This window comes from Streptomyces justiciae (assembly GCF_015163075.1).
GTDB classification, from domain to species: Bacteria; Actinomycetota; Actinomycetes; order Streptomycetales; family Streptomycetaceae; genus Streptomyces; species Streptomyces justiciae.
This window is the reverse complement of the sequence record NZ_JADDXU010000002.1, coordinates 67,597-91,794: the sequence shown is the minus strand read 5'-3', so window position 1 is coordinate 91,794 and position 24,198 is coordinate 67,597. Positions and strand designations below refer to the sequence as shown.

The window sequence follows — 24,198 nt, the reverse complement described above, 5'->3', positions numbered from 1 at the left end:
GTAGCCCGGCCCCGCACCCGCTCCTGCCCCAACCCCACTCGGAGGTAAGCCGGATGCCCCAGCGCCCCAGATCCCGCCACAGACTCACCACCGCCCTCGCGATCCTCGGCCTGCTCGTCACGGGCGCCGCCGTCGAGACGTCCACGGCCATCCCGGCCGCCGCGGCCACTCCGCACCGCATCCTGTTCGACAACGCCCACGCGGAGACGGCCGGCAACGCCGACTGGATCATCTCCACCAGTCAGCCCGACCCGCTGGGCGAGGACTCCTCGCCGTCGTCGGAGACCGACTGGACCGGGGCCATCTCCTCCTGGGGCGTCGCGCTCCAGAAGACCGGCGACTACAGCCTGAAGACGCTGCCCTCCGGTTCCAGCCTCACGTACGGCGGTTCCGGCGCCCAGGACCTGGCGAACTTCGACACGCTGGTGCTGCCGGAGCCGAACACGCTGTTCACGACGGCCGAGAAGACGGCGATCATGAACTTCGTGCAGAACGGCGGGGGTCTGTTCATGATCTCCGACCACACCGGCGCCGACCGCAACAACGACGGCGAGGACGCGGTCGAGATCCTCAACGACCTGATGACCAACAACAGCGTCGACTCCACCGACCCGTTCGGCTTCTCCATCGACTCGCTCAGCATCAGCTCCGACTATCCGAGCGCGATCAGCGACAGCACCAACCCGGTGCTGCACGGCTCGTTCGGCACCGTCACCAAGAGTCTGATCGCCAGCGGTACGACGGCCACGCTCAAGCCCGCCGACAACTCCTCCGTCAAGGGCCTTCTCTACCGCACCGGTTACTCGGGCAACACCGGCGCCTTCTTCGCCACCAGCACCTTCGGCAGCGGCCGGGTCGCGTTCTGGGGTGACAGCTCGCCCATCGACGACGACACGGGCCAGTCCGGCAACACGCTCTACGACGGTTGGAACGACACCGGCGCCACCAACGCCGCCCTCGCGCTGAACGCCACCGAATGGCTGGCCGGCGCAAGCGGCAGCGGGGACGGCGGCGGTGGCGGCACCACCTGCACCGCCGCCCAACTCCTCGGCAACAACGGCTTCGAGTCGGGCAGCACCACCTGGAGCGCCAGCAGCGGCGTGATCACCAACTCCAGCAGCCAGTCCGCCCGTTCGGGCTCCTACTACGCCTGGCTGGACGGCTACGGCTCCGCGCACACCGACACGCTCGCGCAGTCGGTGACCATCCCGTCGGCCTGCACCACCGCCACGCTCAGCTTCTACCTGCACGTCGACACCGCCGAGACCACCACCAGCACCGCCTACGACACCCTCAAGGTGCAGGTGCTCAACAGTTCCGGCACGGTCCTCGGCACCCTGGCCACCTACTCCAACCTCAACGCCGCGAGCGGCTACACCCAGCGCAGCTTCAGCCTGGCGAGCTACGCCGGCCAGACCGTGACCCTCAAGTTCACCGGCACGGAGGGCTCCACGCTCCAGACGTCGTTCGTCATCGACGACACGGCGCTCAACGTCAGCTGACCCTCGTCGTGGCCCATCCGGTCGCGGCCACCACCTCGGCCGCGATGTCGATCACCGTGCGCCCGTCCGTCACCACCCGCAGGGTGTCGGCGGGCGCACGCTCGTCCAGCAGCCGTGCCTTGCGCGCGCTGCCGAGCAGTTCCTGCTCCAACTCGGACCCCAACTCCCGCCCGGTCAGCCGCTGTCCGGCCGTCTCGTCGGTGGCGGTGAGCAGAATCCGTACGATCCGCACGTCGTCGCCCATGACCCGCCGCCACATGCCGGTCGCCTCCGCCAGCACGGACACGGTGTTCGTGTAGACGAGCCTCCGACAGCCGAGTTCGGCGTAATTGCCCCACACGGCAGTGATGTTGCGCTCCGCGACGAGGGCCCGATGCGGATCGTCGGCCGGCGCGGGGTGCACCGCCCCCATGAAGTCCCCGTCGATCACGGCGTGCGCGACCTCCGCGCCCCGCAGCTGCGCCGACACCTCCCAGCCCACGGTCGTTTTCCCGACCCCGGCTCGGCCGCCGATGAGCAGTACCTCGGAGTGATCCATGGGGCGAGCGTGCCAGCCGGCGGCGAGGGCCGGATACTTCTTTTCCGTGGAGGAGATCGTGGAGGAGACGTCGCTGGACGGCGGAGCCGTCAGTGGGGCCGTACGGATCGGATCGACCGTGCGCCGCGCCCCGTCGGCCGGATCGGAGTACGTCCGCGAGTTGCTGGCGCTCTTCGCGGAGCGGGGCTGGGAGGGTGCTCCCCGGCTCCTGGGGACGGACGAGCAGGGCCGGGAGGTGCTCGGCTATCTGGAGGGGCGCGCGGCCGTGACCCCGCAGGAGCGGGCCGCCGCTCGACGTGACGAGACGCTCGTCCGTGTCGCCCGGCTCGTGCGGGAGTTCCACGACCTCACCCACGGCACCCCCTTGGCGGGCGACCATGACGTCGTCTGCCACAACGACCTCGCGCCGAAGAACACCGTCTACGCGGTCGACGGCACCGGATGGCGGCCGCTGGCCTTCGTCGACTGGGACCTCGCGGCCCCCGGCGAACGGGTGCACGACGTGGCCCACGTCTGCTGGCAGTACCTGGACCTCGGCCCGGGCGTGACGGACGTCGCGGAGGCGGCGCGCGGGATGCGGCTGGTCCGCGACGCCTACGGGCTGACCGGCGGGGCCGGACTGGTGGAGGCGGTCCTGTGGTGGCAGGACCGGTGCCGGCGCGGCATCGAGGCCGGCGCCGAACGCGGAGAGCCCGCCCTGGTCGGCCTGCGCGAGCGCGGCGCCGTGGACGAGGTGCGGGCCGCGTACGAGTGGGTCGACCGGCATCGCCGGGAACTGGACGCGCGGCTGCGCTGACGGCGCGCCGCGAAGATATTCGACCGGCATCGGCGGGACTGGCCGGGCTGGTGGGCCGACTACGCGCCGCGGAGCCTCTCCGACCAGGCATAGGCGGGATCTGGCCGGACTGCGCGCCGCGGAGCCTTTCGACCAGTGTCGGTGGGTCTGGCCGGATTGCTGGGTCGACTACGCGCCGCGGAGCCTTTCGACCAGGCATCGGCGGGCTCTGGGCGAACTGCTGGGCCGACGATGCGTCGCGGAGCCTTTTGACCGGGCATCGGCGCGATCTGGGCGGATTGTCGCGCCGCGGAGCCTTCAAGGGGGCTCCGCGACGCGCTGGGACCTGCGGGTGTCAGGGGGTGGGCGCGGGGTCCGTCACCGGGTTCTGCGTGCTCTGGACGTCGCCCGCCGGAGGCGTGACCGTGGTGTCCGGTTCGGGGAGCGGCTCGTCGGAGTCGTCGGGCTGCGGCGTCGGGTCCGGGGCCGGTGCCTCGTCGACCCACGAGGTCAGCCCGCCGTCCGGCTGGAGGGCGACGTGCAGACCGTTGTTCTCGCCGTACGCCGCACGGCCGTTGGCGTCGAGGGTGGCGATCTTGGTGCCGTTCGCGAAAATGTCGGCCTGGTAGTGGTCGGCCGTGAGCTTGTAGATCTTCGCCGTCGACGCGCCGTCCGCCAGCGTCTGGGAGGAGACGAAGACGCGCTTGACCACCGGCTTCGGCTTCGGCTTGGGCTTGGGCTTGGCACGCTCGACCCAGGACGTGACCTTCCCGTTCGCGGTGAGCGACACATGGAGGCCGTTGTGGTTCCCGTGGGCCGTCCTGCCGGTGGCGTACAGGGTCCCGTACTTCACGCCCTTGGCCCAGATCTCCGCCTGGTAGCGGTGCTTGCCGGTCTTGTAGACCTTCGCCTTCGACACCTTGTCCGCGAGCTTCACCGTCTTGACATAGACCCGCTTCGCCGAGGTGTGGGCGTGCGCCGAGGCGACGGACTCGGTGGCGTGGGCGGGGGCGGCGACGGCACCGGCGGCCGAGATGCCGAGCGCGGCGGTGACGCCGGCGGCGACGAGGGCGGTGCGGAGGGTGTGGGGGGCACGCATCAGAGGGGGTGTCCTTCGGTGTGGTTCGTTCCGACGCATTCGAAGCTACGGACCCTTCATCAAGGCACCCCATACATCATGTAACAGGCATATGGCACATATTGTTCAAATTGGTCGCATTGACATGCAGGCAATTACCTGCATAACGTTGAGTGTGCGATCAGAGAGCGACCCGGGGATGGACAAGATCTTCAAGGCGCTGGCCGACGAGACGCGCAGACGGTTGCTGGACCGGCTGCACGAGGAGAACGGCCAGACGCTCGGCGAGCTGTGCGAGCGCATCGCCATGACCCGGCAGTCCGTGACCCAGCACCTGTCCGTCCTGGAGGCCGCCAACCTGGTCAGCACCGTGCGGCGGGGGCGGGAAAAGCTGCACTACCTCAACCCGGTCCCGCTCCACGAGATCCAGGAGCGGTGGATCGACAAGTTCGAGCGCCCACGCCTGAGCGCGCTCGGCGCCGTGAAACGACGAGCCGAGGAAGCCATGACCGACAAGCCCACGTTCGTGTACGTCACCTACATCCGGAGCGCCCCCGAGAAGGTCTGGGACGCGCTCACCGACGCGGACCTCACCGCGGCCTACTGGGGCCACAGCAACGTCTCCGACTGGCAGCAGGGCTCCCGCTGGGAACACGTCCGCACGGACGGCTCCGGCGTCGCCGACGTCGTCGGCACCGTCGTGGAGAGCGACCGCCCCCGCCGCCTCGTCACCAGCTGGGCCGCGCCCGAGGACGAGGGGCGGGACGACAAGCACTCCCGGGTGACCTTCGACATCCAGCCGCACGGCGACATCGTCCGCCTCACCGTGACCCACGAGGACCTGGCCGACGAGGGCGCGCTGAGCGATGTGTCCCAGGGCTGGCCGGCGGTGCTGTCCAACCTCAAGTCGCTCCTGGAGACCGGCAGTCCGCTGCCTCAGGAGCCGTGGCTGGTGCCGAACGGCTGAGCCGCACGCGAAGCGGCCGGTCCGCGGGGGCGGACCGGCCGTCGTGCCGTCCTCTCGGAGTGCTCGGGAGCAGGGGGCTGTCACGTCCTGGTGGCGCTCTTCGCCGACGCGCTGGTGCACAGCAGCCCCAGGATCACGGCGAGACCGCCGATGATGATGTTGTTCAGCGCGACGCCGGTGTCCGGGCTGTCGCCGACGACCCACGGGGCGACGATCATCCAGATGCCGACCGCGCAGAACGCCCAGCTCAGGCCGTACATGCGCTCCGGGGTCTGGGTGAACCCGAGGGCGAGCAGACCGATCGCGATGCCGACGATGAGGTTGTGCGTCACGAGGGCGGGCTGGCTCGTCGTGTAGTGGAGTATCCAGGGGGACACGGCGCAGTACAGACCGAGCAGGAACACCGGTCCGTCCACGAGCGCCACATCGCGACCGCCGAGCATACGGGCGTACCGGGCCCGCATTTCGGAAACATCGGGGTGACCGGTCATGTCACCTCTGGTGGGCGAGACGTTGGCCATGACTCGTCTCCTTCTGACTCGCAGGCTGACCGCGTCTGGTGCGGTGTGCGGTAAGCGCCGCCTGCGTACATTCTGCTCTTATTTTTCCTTTATGTGTAGATGGCTGTTGCGTCCCGCCGAGGGTGAGGTGGTGGCCCCCGGGGAGCACCGACTCTCCCCGGAGGCCACCACGGAACAGGCGCGGGCGGCGCCGGTGCGCACGCCTCGCCCCGCCCCTTCTTCCGCCGCCGTCAGGGCTCCGGATGCGGGTCCTGTTCCAGGAACCCGCGCAACTGACGCAGCCCGCGCCGGGCGTGGCTCTTCACGGTGCCGAGCGGCCAGCCGGTGCGGTCGGCGATCTGGGTCTGGGTGAGGTCCGCGTAGAACGTCAGCCGCAGCACGCGCTGCTGGGCGGCCGGCAGCCTGGCCAGCCCGTGCTGCACCACGACCCGGTCCAGGACCGCCTCGGCGTGCCCGGTGGCGGGCGCGGCCGGCCCGTACGCCGAACCCACGGCCGCCACGAGCTCCGTACGGCGAGTACGGGCGGACAGCGCGTCCGCGATCCTGCGCCGGGTGATGCCGACGATCCAGCCGCCGATCGCCCCGCGGTCGGGGCGGAAACCCCCGCGCCCGCGCCACACCCCGAGGAACACCTGCTGGGTCACGTCCGCGGCCTCCTCGGCGTCACCCAGAGACCTGCGCGCCAGCGCGTGCACCAGCCCGGACCAGCGACGGTAGGCCTCCGCCAGACACGCCTCGTCGCCCGCCACGAGCCCTCGGGCGACCTCCTCATCGGCGAGGGCCGCTTCCCCGGGCGCCCATCGGGACGCCGGGGCGGCGATCGGCTGCTCGGTCATGGCGACGGCTCCTCACCCATCGGAACGCCTCACCGGCACTCGGCCCGGTGCACTCATCGTGGGAGCCGTCGACCAAGGTCATCAACTTGCATCGGTTCTGCGTCGTATATTCGCGCCATGAGTGAGCCGCCCCCGCACCGAAGCCCCGCGGAGAGGGCCGAGCCGGCCTCCCTGACCGCCGACGCCCCGCTCACCACCGGCGCCGTCGCCCGGCGGCTGGGCGTGTCGCCGACCACGCTGCGCTCCTGGGACCGCCGCTACGGCATCGGGCCCGCCGTACGGGACGAAGGACGGCACCGGCGCTGGAGCCCCCGGGACATCGAGGTCCTGGAGACGATGTGCCGGCTGACCTCGTCCGGGGTGCCGCCCGCCGAGGCGGCCCGCGCCGCCCGGTCCGGTACCGGTGGCCTCGACCCGGACGCCGAGGTGGCCGCGCGGGAGACGCCGCGCTCGCGGGCGGCCGGCACGCTGCCGCTCGGGGATGTGCGCCAGGAGTGCCGCGGGCTGGCCCGTGCCGCCGTCCGGCTCGACGCCCCGGCCGTCGAGGAGCTGCTCGCCGCGGCCGTGGAGCAGCACGGGGTGGTCGCCGCCTGGCACGAGGTGATGATGCCCACCCTGCACGCCGTGGGGCGCAAGTGGGCGTCCTCCGGCGACCGTTACGTCGAGGTCGAACACCTGCTGTCCTGGCATGTCTCCACTGCTCTGCGCCGCCGCACCCCCGCGGTGCCGCAGACGGCGGCCGGCCCCGTCGTCCTGGCCTGTGTGCCCGGCGAACAGCACACCCTGCCCCTCGAAGCCCTCAACGCCGCGCTGGGTGAACTCGGGCTGCCCACCAGGATGTTCGGCGCGGCGGTGCCGGGGGAGGCGCTCACCGCGGCGGTGCGGCGACTCGGGCCGTCCGCGGTGTTCCTGTGGGCGCAGGCGCGTTCCACCGCGAACCTGCCGCTCGCCCGTCATGTCGCCGCCACCCGCTGGGGCGTGAAGGGCGCTCGCCGGCGGCCCGTGGTGGTCGTCGGCGGGCCCGGCTGGTCGGGCGCGGCGGCGCGCGAGATGCCGTGGCCCGCGGCCCTCAAGGACGCCGTCGAGCTGCTGTCCGCCGCCGCAACGGGCCCTTGATGCAGGCCACGCTCAATCGAGTCCGCGGGACCGCTTGAAGCGGGCGAGGCCGTCGGAGAGGGCGACGATCGGGTCCGGGTAGTCGCCGACGGCGGCCCGGTCCAGGCCGCGCAGCTTCCACGGCTCGTGCACCAACGGGGCGTCCACGTCCGCCAGTTCGGGCACCCAGCGCCGTACGTACGCGCCGTCCGGGTCGTACCGCTTGGCCTGGGCGACCGGGTTGAGGACCCGGTTGGGGCGCGAGTCGGTGCCGGTGCCCGCCATCCACTGCCAGTTGAGCTGGTTGTTGGCGATGTCGCCGTCGACCAGCAGCTCCAGGAAGTAGCGTGCGCCCTCGCGCCAGTCGACGTACAGCGTCTTGGCGAGGAAACTCGCGGTCAGGAGCCGGCCGCGGTTGTGCATCCAGCCCTCGTGACGCAGTTGGCGCATCGCCGCGTCGACCACGGGGTAGCCGGTGCGGCCCTCCTTCCAGGCCTCGAGGTCCTCGCGGGCCGTGCGTCCGGACCGCCAACGGTCGTGTTTCGTGCGGTAGTCGGCGAGGGCGGCGGCCGGGCGCGCGGCGAGCACCTGCCGGTGGAAGTCCCGCCAGGCGAGCTGCCGTACGAACGCTTCGGCGCCCGGTCCGCCGACCTTGCGCGCCCGGTGGGCCAGTTCCACCGGGGAGAGGGTGCCGAAGTGCAGGTGCGGCGAGAAGCGGGAGGTGGCGTCGTCGGCCAGGTCGTCGTGACGGTCCTCGTACCCGCCGACGCCGTCGCGAAGCCAGGACGTCATCCGCTCGCGGCCCGCCGCCTCGCCGCCGCCGGCCAGGCCCGCCGACACCCCCGACAGCCCCGCCCGCGAGGGCGGTTCCTCCGAGCCGACCCTGTCCGGGACCCGGACCGTGCTCGGCGCGGCCAGCGGCTCCCGCAGCCGTACGCCGCTCCAGTGCCGGAAGTACGGGGTGAAGACGGCGAAGTGGTCGGAGGCGGCCGGGGCCAGGGCGCCGGGGGCGACCGCCGAGGTCACCGTGTCGTGGACGTGCAGGCGGCGGCCGTCCGCCTCCAGGGCGCCCCGGAGCCGCTGTTCACGTCGCTGCGCGTAGGCGCTGAAGTCGGCCGCCATGTGCACCTCGTCCGCGTCCGTCTCCGTGGCCACCCGGCACACCTCCTCGACGACGTCACCGCTGCGGACCACCAGACGGCCGCCCCGCTCGCGCAGGCCCGCGTCGAGGTCCCGCAGACAGTCGGCGAGGAAGGCCAGCCGGTTCGGGGCGGCGAACCCGGCGTCCGTCACCCCCCGGTCGCGCACGAACAGCGGCACCACGTGGCGTGCCTCGCTCGCGGCGCGCAGCGGCGGGTGGTCGTGGAGGCGGAGGTCGGAGGTGAACAGGACGATCGAGACGTGCATGGTGAGCTCCGGGGGAGAGGGTGTGGGGGAGGTGGTCAGCGGGTGGGGGCGGGTTCGGCCTGCGTCCGGGCCGCGGCGCGGGCGATGTTGCGGGCCATGCCGCCGAACACAAGGGCGTGGAAGGGGGAGGCGCTCCACCAGTAGGCGTGCCCGAACAGGCCGCGGGGGTGGAACAGGGCCCTCTGGTGGTAGCGGGTGCGGCCGACGTCGTCGGTCTGCGCGCGCATCTCCAGCCAGGCGAGCCCCGGCAGTCGCATCTCGGCGCGCAGCCGCAGCAGCCGCCCCGGCTCGATCTCCTCGACCCGCCAGAAGTCCAGCGAGTCGCCGACCCGCAGCCGGGCCGCGTCCCGGCGCCCCCGGCGCAGGCCGACCCCGCCGGCGAGACGGTCCAGCCGGCCGCGCAGTGCCCAGGCCGGCGGGAAGGAGTACCAGCCGTTCTCCCCGCCGATCCCCTCGATGACCTGCCACAGGGCAGCGCGCGGGGCGTCGACGTCGATCTCCCGTACGTCGGTGTAGAGGCTGCCGCCCGCCCAGGCGGGGTCGGTGGGCAGCGGGTCGCTGGGGGCACCCGGGACGGCTGCCGAGGACCAGCGGGTCGCCACCTGTGCGTCGCGGACCCGGCGCAGGGCCAGCCGGACCGCTTCGTCGAAGCCGAGCGGGTGGCCCGGCGGATCCGGCACGTACCGGGCGATGTCGCGCTCCCGGCAGACGACCTCGTGCCGCAGGGACTCCGTCAGCGGGCGGGCGATGGACGCCGGTACGGGCGTCACCAGCCCGACCCAGTGGCTGGACAGGCCGGGGCTGAGCATGGGCAGGGACACTATGAGCCGGCGCGGCAGCTCCGCGACCGCCGCGTACCTGATCATCATCTCCCGGTACGTCAGCACCTCCGGCCCGCCGATGTCGAAGGCGCGGCTCACGTCGGACGGCATCCGGGCGCTGCCCACCAGGGCCCGCAGCACATCGCGCACCGCCACCGGCTGGATGCGGGTGCGCACCCAGACCGGGGTCACCATCACCGGTAGGCGTTCGGTGAGGTAGCGCAGCATCTCGAAGGAGGCCGAGCCCGAGCCGATGACGACCGCGGCCCGCAGCATGGTGGTGGGCACCCCGCAGGCCAGCAGGATGCGGCCCACCTCGGCCCGGGACCGCAGATGCGGCGACAGTTCCCGCTCAGGCACGTCCGCGGGGGTGAGCCCGCCCAGGTAGACGATGCGGCGCACGCCCCCGGCACGGGCCTGCTCCCCGAAGATCCGGGCGGCCCGCCGGTCGGTCTCCTCGAAGCCGGCGCCGGTGCCCAGCGCGTGCACCAGGTAGTAGGCGACATCGGTGCCGCGCAGGGCCTCGACGACCGCGTCGGGGTCCAGCACGTCCCCGCGTACGACCTCCACGTCACCCGACCACGGCTGGTCGCGGAGCTTGCCGGGGGACCTGGCCAGGCAACGCACCTGATGCCCGGCGGCGAGCAGCTCGGGCACGAGCCGGCCGCCGATGTAGCCCGTCGCGCCGGTCACCAGACAGCGCGGCGCCGCTCCGGTGTCTTCGTCGTTCATCTGCCGCAGACCCTTCGTGTCACGTCCCCCTGTGATCACTTCCACGCGAGGGGCCGTGCCGGATGCGGTCTCTTTTGCAGGTGGACTGTCCGCGGCGTTCCCGGGCAAGCGGACAGTGTGACGGTGGACCGTCATTCCGCCGTCGTACGGGACGGAAGATCGATACCGGAGGTGATCGCCGCTATGGGCGCGAAGGTGTTGGAGCGGTTCCCGGCGGGCGCTCCGCGCGGATCGTGGCCGGCGGAGGAGTACGCGGAACGGCGGCGCGCGGCGGGTGAGCCGGCGACGGTCGTGATGGACCTGAAGTCGGACGCGTTCCTCGTCGTGGTGCCGGGCGGGGAGGACGAGCGGACACGGGGCTGACCGCTGTTCAGGCGTCCGCCGCCAGGGTGCCGCCGAGCAGCCGGGCCCGGGACACGAACACCTCGTGCAGATCCAGTACCGCACGCGGCACCGGGTCCGCCCTGCGCCGCTGCAGCATCAGCAGGACCCGCGTCGCGTCCCCGGCGATCGGGCGGTACGTGAGGACGCCACCGCGTACGAGGGGATCGTCGATCACGCTGAAGTCCGGCAGGACCGTCACGCCCAGCCCTTCCGCGACCATCAGCTTGCCCATCTCGGCGCCGTCGGTGGAGTACGAGAACGACGGCGCCCGCCCGTTCAGCAGCCGGTGCACATAGCGGTGCATCACATAGCCGGAGCGCATCGCGATGAGCGGCACGTCCAGCAGGTCGGCCACCGACACGGTGTCGCGTGCGGCGAGGGGGCTGTCCGGACGCAGACACACCACCGGGCGGCCCCGCAGCAGCTCCGTACCCTCCAGCCCGGCCGGGACGTCGTCGCCCTCCAGGTGATTGACGAGCCCGAGATCGAATCCGCCCTCGTCCAGTGCCCGGTGGATCTCGGTCTGCTGCGCGCCGACCACCTCTACCTGGGTGTGCGGATGGGAGGCGCGGAAGTCGCGCACGGCCGGGATGAGCAGCGGCACGGTCGCCGCGTTCACCGTGCCGACCCGCACCATCCGGCTGATGCGGTGCTGTTCGCCCGCCGCCGCCCTGAGCCGGTCCACCGCGTCCAGCACGTTGACGATGTGCGGCAGCAGCTCCCGGCCCTCCGAGCTCATCGTCGCGCCCGAGCGTTTGCGCTCCAGGAGGTCCACGCCCAGCTCGCGTTCCAGATTCCGCACGGTCTCGCTCAACGCGGGCTGTGAAAGGCGCAGTTCCTCCGCGGCCCGGCGCAGGGAACCGAGCCGGGTCACCGCGGCGATGTATTCGAGCTGTTCGGTGCGCATGGCAGGCAGAATGCGGCCCATTTCCCGGCGTGTTCAAGGGTTTCCCTGTCACACCTTCGTGAAATTCAATGGTCCGCGATACGAGACCGGTCGGGTTTACCTTGACGGCCCCGACCGGCGACTGTCACGATCGACGGCATGAAGATGCGACTGGACCTCACGCGGCGACGCCATGTCGACCTCGCACGCGTCTCCAGCGCCTCCTGTTGCCCCGCGGCCTGATCACTCCTCAGGTTCACCGCGTTCCCTTCGTTTTCCCGCCCGAATTCACCGCGCCCGCGCATTCCCTGAATTCGGCGTGCCTGAAAACATTCCGCAACAGGAGTTCCGCATGCCCGCAGAGCCCGTCAAATTCGCCTACTGGGTCCCCAATGTCAGCGGGGGACTCGTCACCAGCAAGATCGAGCAGCGCACCGACTGGGGTTACGACTACAACCGCGAACTCGCCGTCCTCGCCGAGAACAACGGCTTCGACTACGCGCTCAGCCAGGTCCGCTACATGGCCAGCTACGGCGCCGAGTTCCAGCACGAGTCGACCAGCTTCAGCCTCGCCCTCCTCCTCGCCACCGAGCGCCTGAAGGTCATCGCCGCCGTCCACCCCGGCCTGTGGCATCCGGGCGTCCTCGCCAAACTCGGCGCCACCGCCGACCACTTGTCGAACGGCCGGTTCGCGGTCAACGTCGTATCGGGCTGGTTCAAGGGCGAGTTCACCGCCCTCGGCGAGCCCTGGCTGGAGCACGACGAGCGCTACCGCCGCTCCGAGGAGTTCATCCGCGCCCTGCGCCAGATCTGGACCGAGGACCACACCGAACTCGCCGGAGACTTCTACCGGTTGCGCGACTTCTCCCTCAAGCCCAAGCCCCTCAACACCCCCGAACGACCGCACCCGGAGATCTTCCAGGGCGGCAACTCCACCGCCGCCCGCCAGATGGCGGGCCGGGTCTCCGACTGGTACTTCTCCAACGGCAAGGACTTCGACGGGGTCGTCGAGCAGCTCACCGACGTCCGCAAGTCGGCCGCCGAAGTGGGGCGTACGGCACCGAAGTTCGGCCTCAACGGATTCCTCATCGCCCGTGACACCGAGGCCGAGGCCCGTGACACCCTGCGCGAGATCGTCGCCAAGGCCGACACCGAGGCCGTCGAGGGCTTCGGCGCGGCGGTGCAGCAGGCGGGCCAGTCCACCGCCGACAAGAAGGGCATGTGGCAGGACTCCTCCTTCGAGGACCTCGTCCAGTACAACGACGGCTTCCGCACCGGCCTCATCGGCACCCCGGAGCAGATCGCCGAGCGGATCGTCGCCTACAAGAAGCTCGGCGTCGACCTGCTCCTCCTCGGCTTCCTGCACTACCACGAGGAGGTCGAGTACTTCGGCAGGCGCGTCCTGCCGCTCGTGCGCGAACTGGAGGCCCAGCTCCCCGAGTCCGTCCCCGCCCAGGTCTGAGGAGGCAACCGACATGAGCACCGCCACGCACACCGACTGGCACAACCGTCCCGCCCCCGAGACCGCGCAGGACTGGATCACCCGCGCCACCGAGGTCGCCGCCGTCCTCGCCACCGACGCCGCCGCCCGCGACCGGGCCGGCGCCACCCCGTACGCCGAGGTCCGGCTGCTCAAGGACGCCGGCCTCGTCACCCTGCTCGGCCCCACGGAGCACGGCGGCGGGGGCCAGGACTGGCCCACCGCGTACCGGGTCGTCCGCGAGGTCGCCAAGGCCGACGGCTCCATCGGCCAGCTCCTCGGCTACCACTACCTCTGGAACTGGGCCGCCCGACTGGTCGGCACCCGTGAGCAGTGGGAGCACGTGGAGGCCGAGGCCGCGCGCAACCGCTGGTTCTTCGGCGGCGCCGTCAACCCCCGCGACAAGGACGTGATCGTCACCGAGGACGGCGACGACCTCGTCTTCACCGGCCGCAAGACCTTCTCCACCGGCAGCAAGGTCTCCGACGTCACCGTCCTGGAAGGCGTCCTCGAAGGCACCGACGACCACGTCTTCGCGATCGTGCCCTCCGACAGCGAGGGCCTCACCTTCCACGACGACTGGGACAACATCGGCCAACGCCTCACCGAGAGCGGCGGCGTCACTCTCGACGGCGTCCGGACACCGTGGTCGTCGGCGGCCGGCTACGTCGACAAGGTCTTCCAGCCGCGGGTCTACAACACCCTCAACGTCCCCACCATCCAACTGGTCTTCGTCAACTTCTACCTCGGGATCGCGGGCGGCGCCCTGGAGACGGCCGCCACATACACCCGCACCAAGTCCCGCTCCTGGCTGCACGGCGGCCACGAACGCGCGGTCGACGAGCCGTACGTCATCGACATCTACGGCGACCTCACTGCCAAGCTCTGGGCCGTCGAGGCGCTCGCCGACGCCGTTGCCGCCGAGGGACAGAAGCTGCACGACGACCCCGACGCGGTCACCGAGCAGACGCGCGGCGACTTCGAGGTACGGGTGGCGGCCGTGAAGGCCCGCGCCACCGACGTCGCCCTGGAGATCGCCGGCAAGATCTTCGAGGTGACGGGCGCCCGCTCCACGGCCACCGCCGAGGGCCTGGACCGGTTCTGGCGCAACATCCGCACCCACACCCTCCACGACCCCGTCGCCTACAAGCGGCGCGAGGTCGGCCGCTGGGTCCTCGAGGGCGAACTGCCCGAACCCACCTGGTACTCCTGACCGCTTCCCCAGGGGCGCCCCCTCCTGAACAGGGGGCGCCCCGCCCCTCCTCCCCGAAAGAGGACCCATGGCCACCGTCCTGTCCGTCTCCGGCAGCCCGTCCGCCTCCTCCCGTACCAACCGGCTGCTGCGCCACCTCGACCAGCGCCTGACCGCCCAGGGCCACACGGTCGTCCCGCTCGACGTCCGCACGATCCCCGCCGAGGCCCTCCTCGGCGCCGACTTCAAGCACCCGGCGATCGTCGAGGCCACCGAGCTGTTCGCCCGCGCCGACGGCGTCGTCGTCGGCACCCCGGTCTACAAGGCGTCGTACTCCGGGGTCCTGAAGGCACTGCTCGACCTGCTGCCGCAGTACGCGCTCACCGGCAAGACCGTGCTGCCGCTCGCCACCGGCGGCACCACCGCCCACGTCCTGGCCATCGACTACGCCCTGCGCCCGGTCCTCAACTCCATGGGCGCCGCCCACATCGTCCAGGGCTGGTTCACCCTCGACAAGGACATCACCCTGCACGAGGACGGGACCCTGTCCGTCGCCGCGACCGCTCGTGACGCCCTCACCCAGGTCGTCGACCAGTTCTCGGCCGCCCTCGGCCGCACCCCGGTCCTGGCCGCGGCGAGCTGAGCCGACGATGACCGCCCATGTGATCGCCGACGACGCTGAGGCCCTCGCCGTCGCGGCGGCCCTGGCCGACGAGTTCCGTGCCGGAGCCTCCGCGCGGGACGCCGAACGCAGGTTGCCGCGCGCGGAGTTGGACCGGCTCTCCGCGTCCGGTCTGCTCGCCGTCACCGTCCCCGCCGACCACGGGGGCGCGGACGTCGGCGCGTCCACCCTCGCCGAGATCTTCCGGCTGCTCGCCACCGCCGACGGAAGCCTCGCGCAGATCCCGCAGAGCCACTTCGCCTACGTCAATGTGATCCGCCGTCAGGGCACGGAGGCACAGCGGAAGTTCTTCTTCGCCGAACTCCTCGCCGGCCGCCGCTTCGGCAACGCCCAGTCCGAGGCGGGCACCAGACACGTCCAGGACATCCGCACCCGCCTGACACCGCGGGCGGACGGCTCGTACGTCCTCGACGGCGTCAAGCACTACTCGACCGGCGCCCTGTTCGCCGACTGGATCCCGGTGCTGGCCCGCGCGGAGGAGGACAAGCTCCATGTGGCGTACGTGCCTCGGGAGGCGCCGGGGGTCGCTGTGATCGACGACTGGGACGGCCTCGGCCAGCGTACGACCGCCAGCGGCACCGTCCGCCTGGAGAGCGTGCCGGTCCCGGCCGACCGCGTCCTGCCGCATCACCTCACCTTCGAAGGCCCGCAACTCCACGGCGCGGTGGCCCAGTTGCTGCACGCGGCCATCGACACCGGGATCGCCGGGGGAGCGCTCACGGAAGCAGCGGAGTTCGTGCGGACGAAGAGCAGGCCATGGTTCGAGAGCGGCGTCGAGACCGCCGCCGAGGACCCGCTGCTGATCCAGCGGTTCGGCGAACTCGCCGTCCAAGTGCGGTCGGCGGAGGCGCTGTTGCGCGAGGCGGGGCGGGTGGTTCAAGCGGCCCAGGCCGAGCTCACCGACGACTCCGCCGCCGAGGCGTCCATCGCGGTGGCCGCCGCCAAGGTGCAGGCCGCGAACACCGCCGTGGAGGTGGCCAGCGCCCTGTTCGAGGTGTCCGGCACCCGCGCCGCCCTCAACTCCCTCAATCTGCACCGGCATTGGCGCGACGCCCGCACCCACACCCTGCACGACCCGACCCGCTGGAAGATCCAGCACATCGGCCGGTACGTGCTCAACGGCACCCGGCCACCCCGGCACGGTCTGCTCTAGCCCCACGATCGGAGACCCCCACGTGTCCCTCACCTTCCACTGGTTCCTGCCCACCAACGGCGACAGCCGGCACGTCGTGGGCGGCGGCCACGGCACCCCGGCCACCGTCTCCGGACGGGACCGGCCGCCGACGGTGGCCTACCTGAGCCAGATCGCCCGGGCCGCCGAGGATCTCGGCTTCGTCGGCGCGCTCACGCCGACCGGCGCCTGGTGCGAGGACGCGTGGCTCACCACCGCGATGGTCAGCCAGAACACCGAGCGCCTGAAGTTCCTCGTCGCCTTCCGCCCCGGCTTCGTCTCACCCACCCTCGCCGCGCAGATGGCGTCCACCTTCCAGCGGCAGTCCGGCGGACGGCTCCTGCTCAACGTCGTCACCGGCGGCGAGAGCCACGAGCAGCGGGCTTACGGCGACTTCCTCGACAAGGACGACCGCTACCGCCGTACCGACGAATTCCTGGAAGTCGTACGGGGGTTGTGGGACGGCAAGACGGTCGACCTGAAGGGCGAGCACCTCCGGGTCGAGGACGCCAAGCTGGCCCGGCTGCCCGACCCGGTCCCCGAGGTGTACTTCGGCGGCTCCTCACCCATCGCCGGGGAGGTCGCTGCCAAGCACGTGGACGTGTACCTCACCTGGGGCGAACCGCCCGCCCAGGTCGCGGAGAAGATCGCGTGGGTGCGGGGGCTGGCCGCGCAGCACGGCCGGACCCTGCGCTTCGGCATCCGGCTGCACGTCATCACCCGCGACACCTCGGAGGAGGCGTGGGCCGAGGCGAACCGGCTCCTCGACGGCTTCGACCCGGAGACCGTGAAGTCCGTCCAGGCGGGACTCGCCCGCAGCGAGTCCGAGGGACAGCAGCGCATGCTCGCGCTGCACGGCGGCGGTAGCCGGGACGGCCTGGAGATCCACCCCAACCTCTGGGCCGGCATCGGCCTGGTGCGCGGCGGCGCGGGCACCGCCCTGGTCGGCAGCCACGACGAGGTCGCCGAGCGGATCAAGGAGTACCACGCCCTCGGCATCGACGAGTTCGTCCTCTCCGGCTACCCGCACCTGGAGGAGGCGTACTGGTTCGGTGAGGGAGTGCTCCCGCGGCTGGCCGCGCAGGGTTTGTGGCACCACCCGTCCGGGAAGGAGGTCACCTCCTCGGCACAGGTGCCGTTCGCGAGCTGAGCTCGCCGGGTCCTCCGGCGGGCATCGAGAGGAGCAAGTCCGTGGGTGAGTGGCGGCTGACCAGGACCTACCGCAGCACGTCCGGGGAGGCCCGCTGGGACAGCGTCGGCGAGCCCGGTCGCCCGCCGGTCGTCCTCAACCACGGCACGCCCTTCTCCTCGTACGTGTGGCGTGCCGTGGCCCGCGCGCTCGCCCGCCGCCACCAGGTGTTCGTGTGGGACATGCCCGGCTACGGAAGCTCGCAGATGTCCGCCGGCCAGGACGTCTCCCTGGCGGCCCAGGGGAGGGTCTTCACCGAACTCCTTGCGCACTGGGGCCTGGACGAACCCCGGGTGGTGGCACACGACTTCGGCGGCGCGGTGTCGCTGCGCGCCCATCTGCTGCACGGCGCCCGCTACCACTCGCTCGCCCTGGTCGACCCGGTTGCCCTCGCCCCTTGGGGCTCGCCGTTCTTCCGCCTCGTCGGCAAGTCCTCGGACGTCTTCGAGCAACTCCCGCCCGCACTGCACCGGGCCCTGGTCCGCGAGTACGTCACCTCGGCCAGCAGCCCCGGACTGCACCCCGCCGTCCTCGACCGGCTCGTCCAGCCCTGGCTCGGCGACCAGGGGCAGGCCGCCTTCTACCGGCAGATCGCCCAGGCGGACCAGGCGTACACCGACGAGATCCAGGACCGGTACGGCGAGATCACGATCCCTACGCTGATCTGCTGGGGCGAGGACGACACCTGGATCCCGGTCGCCAGGGCCCACGAACTCGCCGCCCGCATCCCCGGCGCCCGGCTCGAACTCATCGCCGGCGCCGGCCACCTCGTACAGGAGGACGCACCGGCGCAACTGACCGCCGCCCTGCTCGATTTCCTGAACTAGCCGCTCAGAGCGTCCAGATGGGCCCGCCGCACGACCGACGTCTGGCCCTGGATCAGCAGGAACATCCCCTCGCGGGCCAGCCGTTGGGCCGGGCTGCGCAGGTCCATGGTGCGGCCACCGCCGGACACGACCGCCGCTGTCGTGGCCGCCCGCATCAGGTCGTACGCGCGTGTCCTGAGGGCGAGCCGCTCCTCGACGTGCTCGTGCGGGACGGGGTGGTCGGCCAGCGCGTACGCCCTCCGGCGGACCTCGTCGACACGGGCGCGCAACGCCTCGGCCGTCTCCGGCTCACCGTTCTCCGCCACGACCCGGAGCGCGGCGTACGCCACCCCGAAGACGGCCGGTGAGGCGTTGGTGCTGCGGGGGATGTCGAGAAGGGCGAACTTCTCCTGCGGGGTGCGCAGCAGCACCGACGACTCCGGCAGCCACAGCCCGTCCAGCTCCAAAGAGACCGTACGGGCGGCCGTCAGCGCGGCCAGCCGCATCGGGGCCGAGGCCCGCAGCCCCGGCTGCTCGCGGGCGTCGGCGAACGCGAACACGATCTCGTCCGAGTCGGTGATCCCCGCCAGCAGCATCACGTCGTTCAGCCCCCAGCCCGTGTACCAGGGCACGGTCCCGTCGAACCGCCAGCCGTCGCGCTCCGCCGTGGCCCGCACGACGACGCGCGGGAAGGCGCGGACATGGGCGTACGCGATCCCGGCCAGCAGCTCGCCGGTCGCGAGCGGCCGCAACAGCCGCTCCCGCACCGGGAGTTCGGACTTCGCCAGCATCCGCACCGGCGTGTGGTGCTGGGTCTGGACGAACCAGGTCGAGCAGCACGCCCCGGCCAGGATCTCCTGGACCTCCCGCGCCACCGCGTCGGGGGCGCCCGCCCCGCCGTACGCCTCCGGCGCGCTCACCCCGAGCAGGCCCGAGCGGCGGATCGCGTCGAGGTGGCTCGCGGGCACCTCCGCCCGGTCGACTCGCTCCGCGTTCGGGACGAGGAGCGTGTCGGCGAGTTCCTGGGCGCGGGCGATCAGTGGCGAGGTGGTCATGGGAAGGATTCTCCCGATCTCGTCGTGCGCGGTGTCGATCCGGGGGTGTGCCGTTCGTGTAGGAGGTGAGAGAACGACACGACGCCAAGGAGGACGTCATGCAGTACTACCTGCTCAGTGTGATCACCCCGACCGACGGGACGCCGCCCGGGCCCGAGGCCATGGCGGAGATCGTCCGCAACCTCGACACCTTCCACGACGAGCTGCGCGAGGCGGGCGCCTGGGTCTTCGCGGGAGGGCTGCACGGCCCCGAGACGGCCACCGTGCTGCGCCCGAGCGACGGCGATGTCCTGATCACCGACGGGCCGTACGCCGAGGGCAAGGAGTACCTGGGCGGCATCTGCCTGATCAAGGCCCCCGACCTGGACGCGGCCCTGGAGTGGGGCAGGAAGGCGACCTGGGCCACCACGCTGCCCATCGAGGTGCGCCCGTTCATGCACCAGGCGGAGGAGTGACACCGGAGCCCGTCGACGTCGAGGCCGTCTTCCGTGCGGAGTACGGCCGCGCCGTCGCCGTCCTCGTCCGCTTCCTCGGCGACATCGACCTCGCCGAGGAAGCGGTCCAGGACGCCTTCACCACGGCCGTGCAGCGCTGGCCTGAGTCCGGCGTGCCGCCGAGCCCGGCGGGCTGGATCATCACCACCGCCCGCAACCGGGCGATCGACCGGCTGCGCCGCGAGGCCACACGGGACGACCGGCACGCCGAGGCCGCCCTGCTGCACACCCCCGACGCACCGGCCGAGGAGGGCCCCGTGCGCGACGACCGGCTCCGTCTGATCTTCACCTGCTGCCACCCCGCGCTCGCCCCTCAGGCGCAGGTCGCCCTGACCCTGCGCCTCCTGGGAGGGCTCACCACACCCCAGATCGCCCGCGCCTTCCTGGTGCCCGAGCCGACCATGGCCCAGCGCCTGGTCCGCGCCAAGGCGAAGATCCGCGACGCCCGCATCCCGTACCGGGTGCCCCGGGACGCCGACCTTCCGGACCGGCTCAAGGGGGTCCTCGCGGTCATCTACCTGATCTTCAACGAGGGCTCGGCCGACCTGTGCGCGGAGGCGATCCGCCTCGGCCGGCTGCTGACCGAGCTGATGCCGGACGAGCCCGAGGCCACGGGCCTGCTCGCGCTGATGCTGCTCGTCGAGTCCCGCAGGGCGGCCCGGGAGGACGCCGACGGGGTCCTCGTCCCTCTGCCCGAGCAGGACCGCGACCGCTGGGACCACGCGCTCGTGGCCGAGGGGCACGAGCGCGTACGACGGTGTCTGCGCCGCAACCAGCCCGGGCCGTACCAGGTCCAGGCGGCCATCCAGGCCGTCCACAGCGACGTGCCGCCCACCGACTGGGGGCAGATCCTCCAGCTGTACGACCAGCTGATGGCGCTGGCCCCCAGCCCGGTCGTGGCGTTGAACCGGGCGGTCGCCGTGGCCGAGGTCGAGGGCCCGGAACCGGCCCTCGACCTCGTCGACACCCTTGCCCTCGACCGCTACCACGTGTTCCACGCCGTCCGCGCCGACCTGCTGCGCCGGCTGGGCCGGGACGCGGAGGCCCGTGAGGAGTACGAGGCCGCCGTCGCCTTGAGCCGCAGTCCGGCCGAGCGCGCCTACCTGGAACGCTTCACACGCTGAGCGCTTGGCGCACGGCTCCTACGGTGAACGCTCCTGAGCCGCTCACACGCTGAGCGCCTCCCGCACCGCGAGTTCCGACTCCTTGCCGCCGGCGCCGGAGGAGGTCACCCGGCCCGCCTCCAGGACGTAGTAGCGCTCGGCGGCCCGCATCGCGAAGCCGACGTGCTGCTCGACCAGCAGCACCGACAGCCCGCCCCGGGCGGCCAGGGCGAGGATCGTCTCCTCGATCTCGGCGACCACCGACGGCTGGATGCCCTCGGTCGGTTCGTCGAGCAGCAGGAGCCGAGGCTCCGTCACCAGGGCGCGGGCGATGGCGAGTTGCTGCCGCTGGCCGCCCGAGAGCAGCCCGGCGCGACGGTTCGACAGCGCCCTGAGCGCGGGGAAGAGGTCCAGCGCCTCCGCCACCGCCGCCCTGCCGCGTTTGCGGCCGTCGGCGACGAGTTGGAGGTTCTCGGCGGTGGTGAGGTGCGGGAACGACTGCTGGCCCTGGGGGACGTACGCCATCCCGCGCGCGACCCGCTCGTGCGGCTTGCGGCGGGTGATGTCCTCGCCGTCCAGGCGGATCGTCCCGCCGACCGGCGTGAGCAGGCCCACGGCCGCGCGCAGCAGCGTGCTCTTGCCCGCGCCGTTGTGCCCGAGCACGGCCGCCACACCGTCCTTGGGGACGGTCACGGACACCCCGTGCAGGACCGTACTGCGGTGGTAGCCGACCCGGACGTCGTCGATCTCGAGCATCACGCCTCCTGCACCACGGCGGTGTCCTCCACGTGCCCGAGGTACACCTCCTGCACCTTCGGGTCCGCCTGCACCTGCGCCACCGTCCCCTCGCTGAGCACCTTGCCGGCGTGCAGCACGCTGACGCTGCGCGCGAAGGACCGCATGAAGTCCATGTCGTGCTCGATGACGACGACCGTGCGCTCCTCGCTGATCCGCTGCAACAGCTCGCCGGTCGCCTGCCGTTCGTCGTGGCTCATCCCGGCCACCGGCTCGTCGAGCAGCAGCAGCTTCACGTCCTGCACCAGCAGCATGCCGATCTCCAGCCACTGCTTCTGCCCGTGGGCGAGGGTGCCGGCGGGGGAGTCGGCGAGGTCGGTGAGGCCGACCGTCTCCATGGCCTGCGCGACCGCTTCCGGGACGTCCTTGCGGCGCCGCAGCATGGTCCACCTGCTCCGGCCCGCGCCCGCCGCGATGTCCAGGTTCTGAAGGACCGTCAACTCCTCGAAGACAGTGGCGGTCTGGAAGGTCCGTCCGATGCCGGACCGGGCGATCCGGTGCACGGGCCGCCCGAGCAGCTCCGCGCCGCCGAACTTCGCCGAGCCCTCGGCCTTCACCAGACCGGTGACCGCGTCGACGAGGGTCGTCTTGCCCGCGCCGTTCGGCCCGATCAGGAACCGCAGGTCACCCGGGGCGACGTCGAGGTCCACGCCGTCGACGGCGGTGAACCCGTCGAAGGTCACCCGCAGCCCGCGTATCTCCAGTTCGCTCATGCCGCCTCTCCCACGGGAATCACGGCCGTCTTGCGTTCCACGGCCTTACGACGTCGTACGAGCACCGCGAGCGAGGCCAGCCCACCCGGCAGGAAGGCCAGCGCCACGATGAACAGCAGCCCCTGGAAGTACGTCCAGGCTGCCGGGAACTCCTCGGACAGCGCGGTCTTGGCCCAGGCGACCGCGATCGCGCCGAGTACCGCGCCGACCAGGCTCGCCCGGCCGCCCACCGCGGCGCCGATCACGAACTCGATGGACGGGACGATGCCGATCAGCGCGGGCGAGATGATCCCGACCGCCGGCACGAACAGCGCACCCGCCAGCCCCGCCATGCCAGCGGCGACCACGTAAGCGACGAGCTTGACGTTCGCCGGGTCGTACCCGAGGAAGCGCACCCGCTCCTCCGAGTCCCGTACGGCGACGAGGAGTTCGCCGTACCGGCTGTTGATGAGCTGCCGGGCGATCGCCATGAGCAGCAGCAGGGCCGCGGCGATGACGAAGTACACCATCCGCTGGTTGACCGGGTCGTCGAGGGAGTACCCGAAGAAGCCCTGGATGTCGGTGAGTCCGTTGGTGCCGCCGGTCGTGGCCTGCTGGCCGATCAGCCAGATGGCCAGCGCGGCGGCGAGGGCCTGGCTGAGGATCGCGAAGTACGCGCCCTTGACCCGGCGCCGGAAGATGAACAACCCGAGCAGCGCGGCCACCGCCATCGGCAGCAGCACGGTCGCCGCCAGTGCGAAGGCCGGGTTCTCGAACGGCTTCCACCACCAGGGGAGTTCGGTGGCCGTGCCGTACAGCTGCATGAAGTCGGGCAGGTTGCCGGGCCCGGCGTCGGCGATCTTCAGATGCATCGCCATGGCGTAGCCGCCGAGCCCGAAGAACACGCCCTGACCCAGCGTCAGCAGTCCGCCGCGGCCCCAGGCCAGACAGATGCCGACGGCGACCATGGCCGTGCACAGGTACTTGGCGAGCAGCCCGAGCCGGAAGTCGGACAGCGCGAGCGGGGCGATCGCGAAGAGGAGGACCGCGGCACCGGCGAACCCGGCCCACGCCCGCACCGAGCGGCCTTTCAGGACGTTCATACGAGACTCCTCGTGCGCAGCGTGTACAGCCCCTGGGGCCGCCACTGGAGGAACGCGACGATCGCGACGAGCACCAGCACCTTGGCGACGCTGACGGTCGTGGAGTACTCCAGGACCGACTGGAGCACGCCCAGCACGAAGGCGACGATGACCGTGCCCTTGAGCTGTCCGATGCCGCCGACCACGATCACCAGGAAGGCGTCGATGATGACGTTGGTGCCCATGGTCGGCCCGATCGGCCCGACCAGGGTCAGCGCGACCCCGGCGACGCCCGCGAGCCCGGAGCCGAGGAAGAACGCCGTACGGTCCACGGTCGAGGTCGAGATGCCGGACACCTCGGCGAGGTCCCGGTTCTGTACCACGGCCCGGATGCGTCGGCCCAGCGGCGTCAACCGCAGGGTCAGCGACAGCGCGACGACCGCCGCGACCGCCAACCCCAGGATGAACAGCCGGCTGTTGGCGAAGGTGAGCGGGTCGTCCCCGCCGATGACCGTGATGTTGCCGGTCAACCAGTCCGGCGCGCGGGTCTGCACATTCGGGGCGCCGAAAATGTCCCGGGCGAGCTGCTGGAGCATCAACGAGACACCCCAGGTGACGAGAAGAGTGTCAAGTGGCCGCAGATACAGGCGGCGAATCAACAGCCATTCCAGCAACGCGCCGAGCGCGCCCGAGACGAGAAATGCGACGGGAAGAGCGACGAGCAGCGAAATTCCCGCACTCGAAATGGACTTCTGCAGGACGTACGTCGTGTAGGCGCCCGCCATGATGAACTCGCCGTGGGCCATGTTGATGACGTTCATCTGGCCGAAGGTGAGCGAGAGGCCGAGCGCGATGAGCAGCAGGACGGCACCGATGCTGATGCCGGTGAAGGTCTGACCGAGGATCACGGTCATG

26 protein-coding genes are annotated in these 24,198 nt (G+C 71.6%); 14 read left to right on the top strand and 12 right to left on the bottom strand.

Annotation, left to right across the window (positions count from 1 at the left end; translation table 11 throughout):
* Window positions 1-53 precede the first annotated feature (53 nt).
* A complete protein-coding gene (locus IQ210_RS04595; RefSeq protein WP_194077254.1) occupies window positions 54-1,502 on the top strand; it encodes a M6 family metallopeptidase in 1,449 nt (482 codons plus the stop codon).
* Here IQ210_RS04595 and IQ210_RS04590 read toward each other — a convergent pair.
* On the bottom strand, window positions 1,495-2,040 hold the full coding sequence (locus IQ210_RS04590) for an ATP-binding protein (protein ID WP_194077252.1): 546 nt from the start codon (window positions 2,038-2,040) through the stop codon (window positions 1,495-1,497). The genes IQ210_RS04595 and IQ210_RS04590 overlap by 8 nt on opposite strands.
* Before the next feature lie 46 nt (window positions 2,041-2,086).
* On the opposite strand from IQ210_RS04590, the gene IQ210_RS47860 reads away from it, so the two are divergent.
* On the top strand, window positions 2,087-2,836 hold the full coding sequence (locus IQ210_RS47860) for a phosphotransferase (protein WP_322656309.1): 750 nt from the start codon (window positions 2,087-2,089) through the stop codon (window positions 2,834-2,836).
* A gap of 334 nt (window positions 2,837-3,170) precedes the next feature.
* Here the strand turns inward: IQ210_RS47860 and IQ210_RS04580 are convergent, their stop codons facing one another.
* A complete protein-coding gene (locus tag IQ210_RS04580; protein WP_194077248.1) occupies window positions 3,171-3,914 on the bottom strand; it encodes a hypothetical protein in 744 nt (247 codons plus the stop codon).
* Between the two features lie 178 nt (window positions 3,915-4,092).
* On the opposite strand from IQ210_RS04580, the gene IQ210_RS04575 reads away from it, so the two are divergent.
* On the top strand, window positions 4,093-4,860 hold the full coding sequence (locus IQ210_RS04575; RefSeq protein WP_194077246.1) for an ArsR/SmtB family transcription factor: 768 nt from the start codon (window positions 4,093-4,095) through the stop codon (window positions 4,858-4,860).
* Between the two features lie 80 nt (window positions 4,861-4,940).
* Here the strand turns inward: IQ210_RS04575 and IQ210_RS04570 are convergent, their stop codons facing one another.
* Window positions 4,941-5,381, bottom strand: coding sequence for an SPW repeat protein (locus IQ210_RS04570; RefSeq protein WP_194077244.1), 441 nt, complete (start codon window positions 5,379-5,381; stop codon window positions 4,941-4,943).
* A gap of 230 nt (window positions 5,382-5,611) precedes the next feature.
* Entirely contained in the window at window positions 5,612-6,217 is a 606-nt protein-coding gene (locus IQ210_RS04565; RefSeq protein ID WP_194077243.1) for a sigma-70 family RNA polymerase sigma factor, read from the bottom strand.
* A 117-nt stretch (window positions 6,218-6,334) separates the two neighbouring features.
* On the opposite strand from IQ210_RS04565, the gene IQ210_RS04560 reads away from it, so the two are divergent.
* Window positions 6,335-7,333 carry a MerR family transcriptional regulator gene (locus IQ210_RS04560; RefSeq protein WP_194077241.1) on the top strand — a complete coding sequence of 333 codons (999 nt, stop codon included), beginning with the start codon at window positions 6,335-6,337 and terminating at the stop codon, window positions 7,331-7,333.
* A gap of 12 nt (window positions 7,334-7,345) precedes the next feature.
* On the opposite strand, the gene IQ210_RS04555 is transcribed toward IQ210_RS04560, so the two are convergent.
* The gene (locus IQ210_RS04555; RefSeq protein ID WP_194077239.1) at window positions 7,346-8,719 is read right to left on the bottom strand and encodes a cryptochrome/photolyase family protein; all 1,374 of its coding nucleotides are present in this window, start codon (window positions 8,717-8,719) and stop codon (window positions 7,346-7,348) included.
* 35 nt (window positions 8,720-8,754) lie between these two features.
* Window positions 8,755-10,272: an SDR family oxidoreductase gene (locus tag IQ210_RS04550; RefSeq protein WP_194077238.1), complete on the bottom strand. Its 1,518-nt coding sequence runs from the start codon at window positions 10,270-10,272 to the stop codon at window positions 8,755-8,757.
* Between the two features lie 183 nt (window positions 10,273-10,455).
* Between IQ210_RS04550 and IQ210_RS04545 the strand changes: the two genes are divergently transcribed.
* Entirely contained in the window at window positions 10,456-10,635 is a 180-nt protein-coding gene (locus IQ210_RS04545) for a hypothetical protein (RefSeq protein WP_228047129.1), read from the top strand.
* A 7-nt stretch (window positions 10,636-10,642) separates the two neighbouring features.
* Here IQ210_RS04545 and IQ210_RS04540 read toward each other — a convergent pair whose 3' ends face one another.
* Complete coding sequence (locus IQ210_RS04540; protein ID WP_194077237.1) at window positions 10,643-11,563, bottom strand: LysR family transcriptional regulator; 921 nt, start codon at window positions 11,561-11,563, stop codon at window positions 10,643-10,645.
* A 138-nt stretch (window positions 11,564-11,701) separates the two neighbouring features.
* Here IQ210_RS04540 and IQ210_RS48440 point away from each other — a divergent pair, with 138 nt between their 5' ends.
* From IQ210_RS48440 to IQ210_RS04510, 7 genes are all read left to right on the top strand, one after another.
* Complete coding sequence (locus IQ210_RS48440; RefSeq protein WP_356352894.1) at window positions 11,702-11,785, top strand: putative leader peptide; 84 nt, start codon at window positions 11,702-11,704, stop codon at window positions 11,783-11,785.
* A 109-nt stretch (window positions 11,786-11,894) separates the two neighbouring features.
* On the top strand, window positions 11,895-13,004 hold the full coding sequence (gene sfnG, locus IQ210_RS04535) for a dimethylsulfone monooxygenase SfnG (RefSeq protein ID WP_194077236.1): 1,110 nt from the start codon (window positions 11,895-11,897) through the stop codon (window positions 13,002-13,004).
* Between the two features lie 13 nt (window positions 13,005-13,017).
* Window positions 13,018-14,235 (top strand): acyl-CoA dehydrogenase family protein, encoded by a 1,218-nt coding sequence (locus IQ210_RS04530; RefSeq protein ID WP_194077235.1) that lies wholly within the window; start codon window positions 13,018-13,020, stop codon window positions 14,233-14,235.
* 67 nt (window positions 14,236-14,302) lie between these two features.
* Complete coding sequence (gene ssuE / locus IQ210_RS04525) at window positions 14,303-14,857, top strand: NADPH-dependent FMN reductase (RefSeq protein ID WP_194077234.1); 555 nt, start codon at window positions 14,303-14,305, stop codon at window positions 14,855-14,857.
* Between the two features lie 7 nt (window positions 14,858-14,864).
* Window positions 14,865-16,049 carry an SfnB family sulfur acquisition oxidoreductase gene (locus IQ210_RS04520; RefSeq protein WP_194077233.1) on the top strand — a complete coding sequence of 395 codons (1,185 nt, stop codon included), beginning with the start codon at window positions 14,865-14,867 and terminating at the stop codon, window positions 16,047-16,049.
* A gap of 22 nt (window positions 16,050-16,071) precedes the next feature.
* Window positions 16,072-17,217, top strand: a complete 1,146-nt coding sequence (locus IQ210_RS04515) for an LLM class flavin-dependent oxidoreductase (protein WP_194077232.1) — start codon at window positions 16,072-16,074, stop codon at window positions 17,215-17,217.
* Window positions 17,218-17,258: 41 nt separating this feature from the next.
* Window positions 17,259-18,083 (top strand): alpha/beta fold hydrolase, encoded by an 825-nt coding sequence (locus IQ210_RS04510; RefSeq protein ID WP_194077230.1) that lies wholly within the window; start codon window positions 17,259-17,261, stop codon window positions 18,081-18,083.
* On the opposite strand, the gene IQ210_RS04505 is transcribed toward IQ210_RS04510, so the two are convergent.
* Window positions 18,080-19,117: an acyl-CoA dehydrogenase family protein gene (locus IQ210_RS04505; protein WP_194077228.1), complete on the bottom strand. Its 1,038-nt coding sequence runs from the start codon at window positions 19,115-19,117 to the stop codon at window positions 18,080-18,082. The genes IQ210_RS04510 and IQ210_RS04505 overlap by 4 nt on opposite strands.
* 98 nt (window positions 19,118-19,215) lie before the next feature.
* Here IQ210_RS04505 and IQ210_RS04500 point away from each other — a divergent pair, with 98 nt between their 5' ends.
* Together IQ210_RS04500 and IQ210_RS04495 are read left to right on the top strand one after the other, a co-directional pair.
* On the top strand, window positions 19,216-19,572 hold the full coding sequence (locus IQ210_RS04500) for a YciI family protein (protein WP_194078172.1): 357 nt from the start codon (window positions 19,216-19,218) through the stop codon (window positions 19,570-19,572).
* Complete coding sequence (locus IQ210_RS04495) at window positions 19,569-20,735, top strand: RNA polymerase sigma factor (protein WP_194077226.1); 1,167 nt, start codon at window positions 19,569-19,571, stop codon at window positions 20,733-20,735. Before IQ210_RS04500 ends, IQ210_RS04495 begins: the two co-directional genes overlap by 4 nt.
* A gap of 42 nt (window positions 20,736-20,777) precedes the next feature.
* On the opposite strand, the gene urtE is transcribed toward IQ210_RS04495, so the two are convergent.
* Genes urtE through urtB form a run of 4 tightly spaced genes read right to left on the bottom strand, consistent with a single transcriptional unit; the run spans window position 20,778 to window position 24,197 of the window.
* Window positions 20,778-21,470: an urea ABC transporter ATP-binding subunit UrtE gene (urtE, locus tag IQ210_RS04490; RefSeq protein WP_194077224.1), complete on the bottom strand. Its 693-nt coding sequence runs from the start codon at window positions 21,468-21,470 to the stop codon at window positions 20,778-20,780.
* Window positions 21,470-22,222, bottom strand: a complete 753-nt coding sequence (gene urtD / locus IQ210_RS04485) for an urea ABC transporter ATP-binding protein UrtD (protein WP_194077222.1) — start codon at window positions 22,220-22,222, stop codon at window positions 21,470-21,472. Before urtD ends, urtE begins: the two co-directional genes overlap by 1 nt.
* Window positions 22,219-23,304: an urea ABC transporter permease subunit UrtC gene (gene urtC / locus IQ210_RS04480; protein ID WP_194077220.1), complete on the bottom strand. Its 1,086-nt coding sequence runs from the start codon at window positions 23,302-23,304 to the stop codon at window positions 22,219-22,221. Before urtC ends, urtD begins: the two co-directional genes overlap by 4 nt.
* Window positions 23,301-24,197 carry an urea ABC transporter permease subunit UrtB gene (urtB, locus tag IQ210_RS04475; protein WP_097260091.1) on the bottom strand — a complete coding sequence of 299 codons (897 nt, stop codon included), beginning with the start codon at window positions 24,195-24,197 and terminating at the stop codon, window positions 23,301-23,303. The genes urtC and urtB overlap by 4 nt, the downstream gene beginning before the upstream one ends.
* Window position 24,198: the final 1 nt, after the last annotated feature.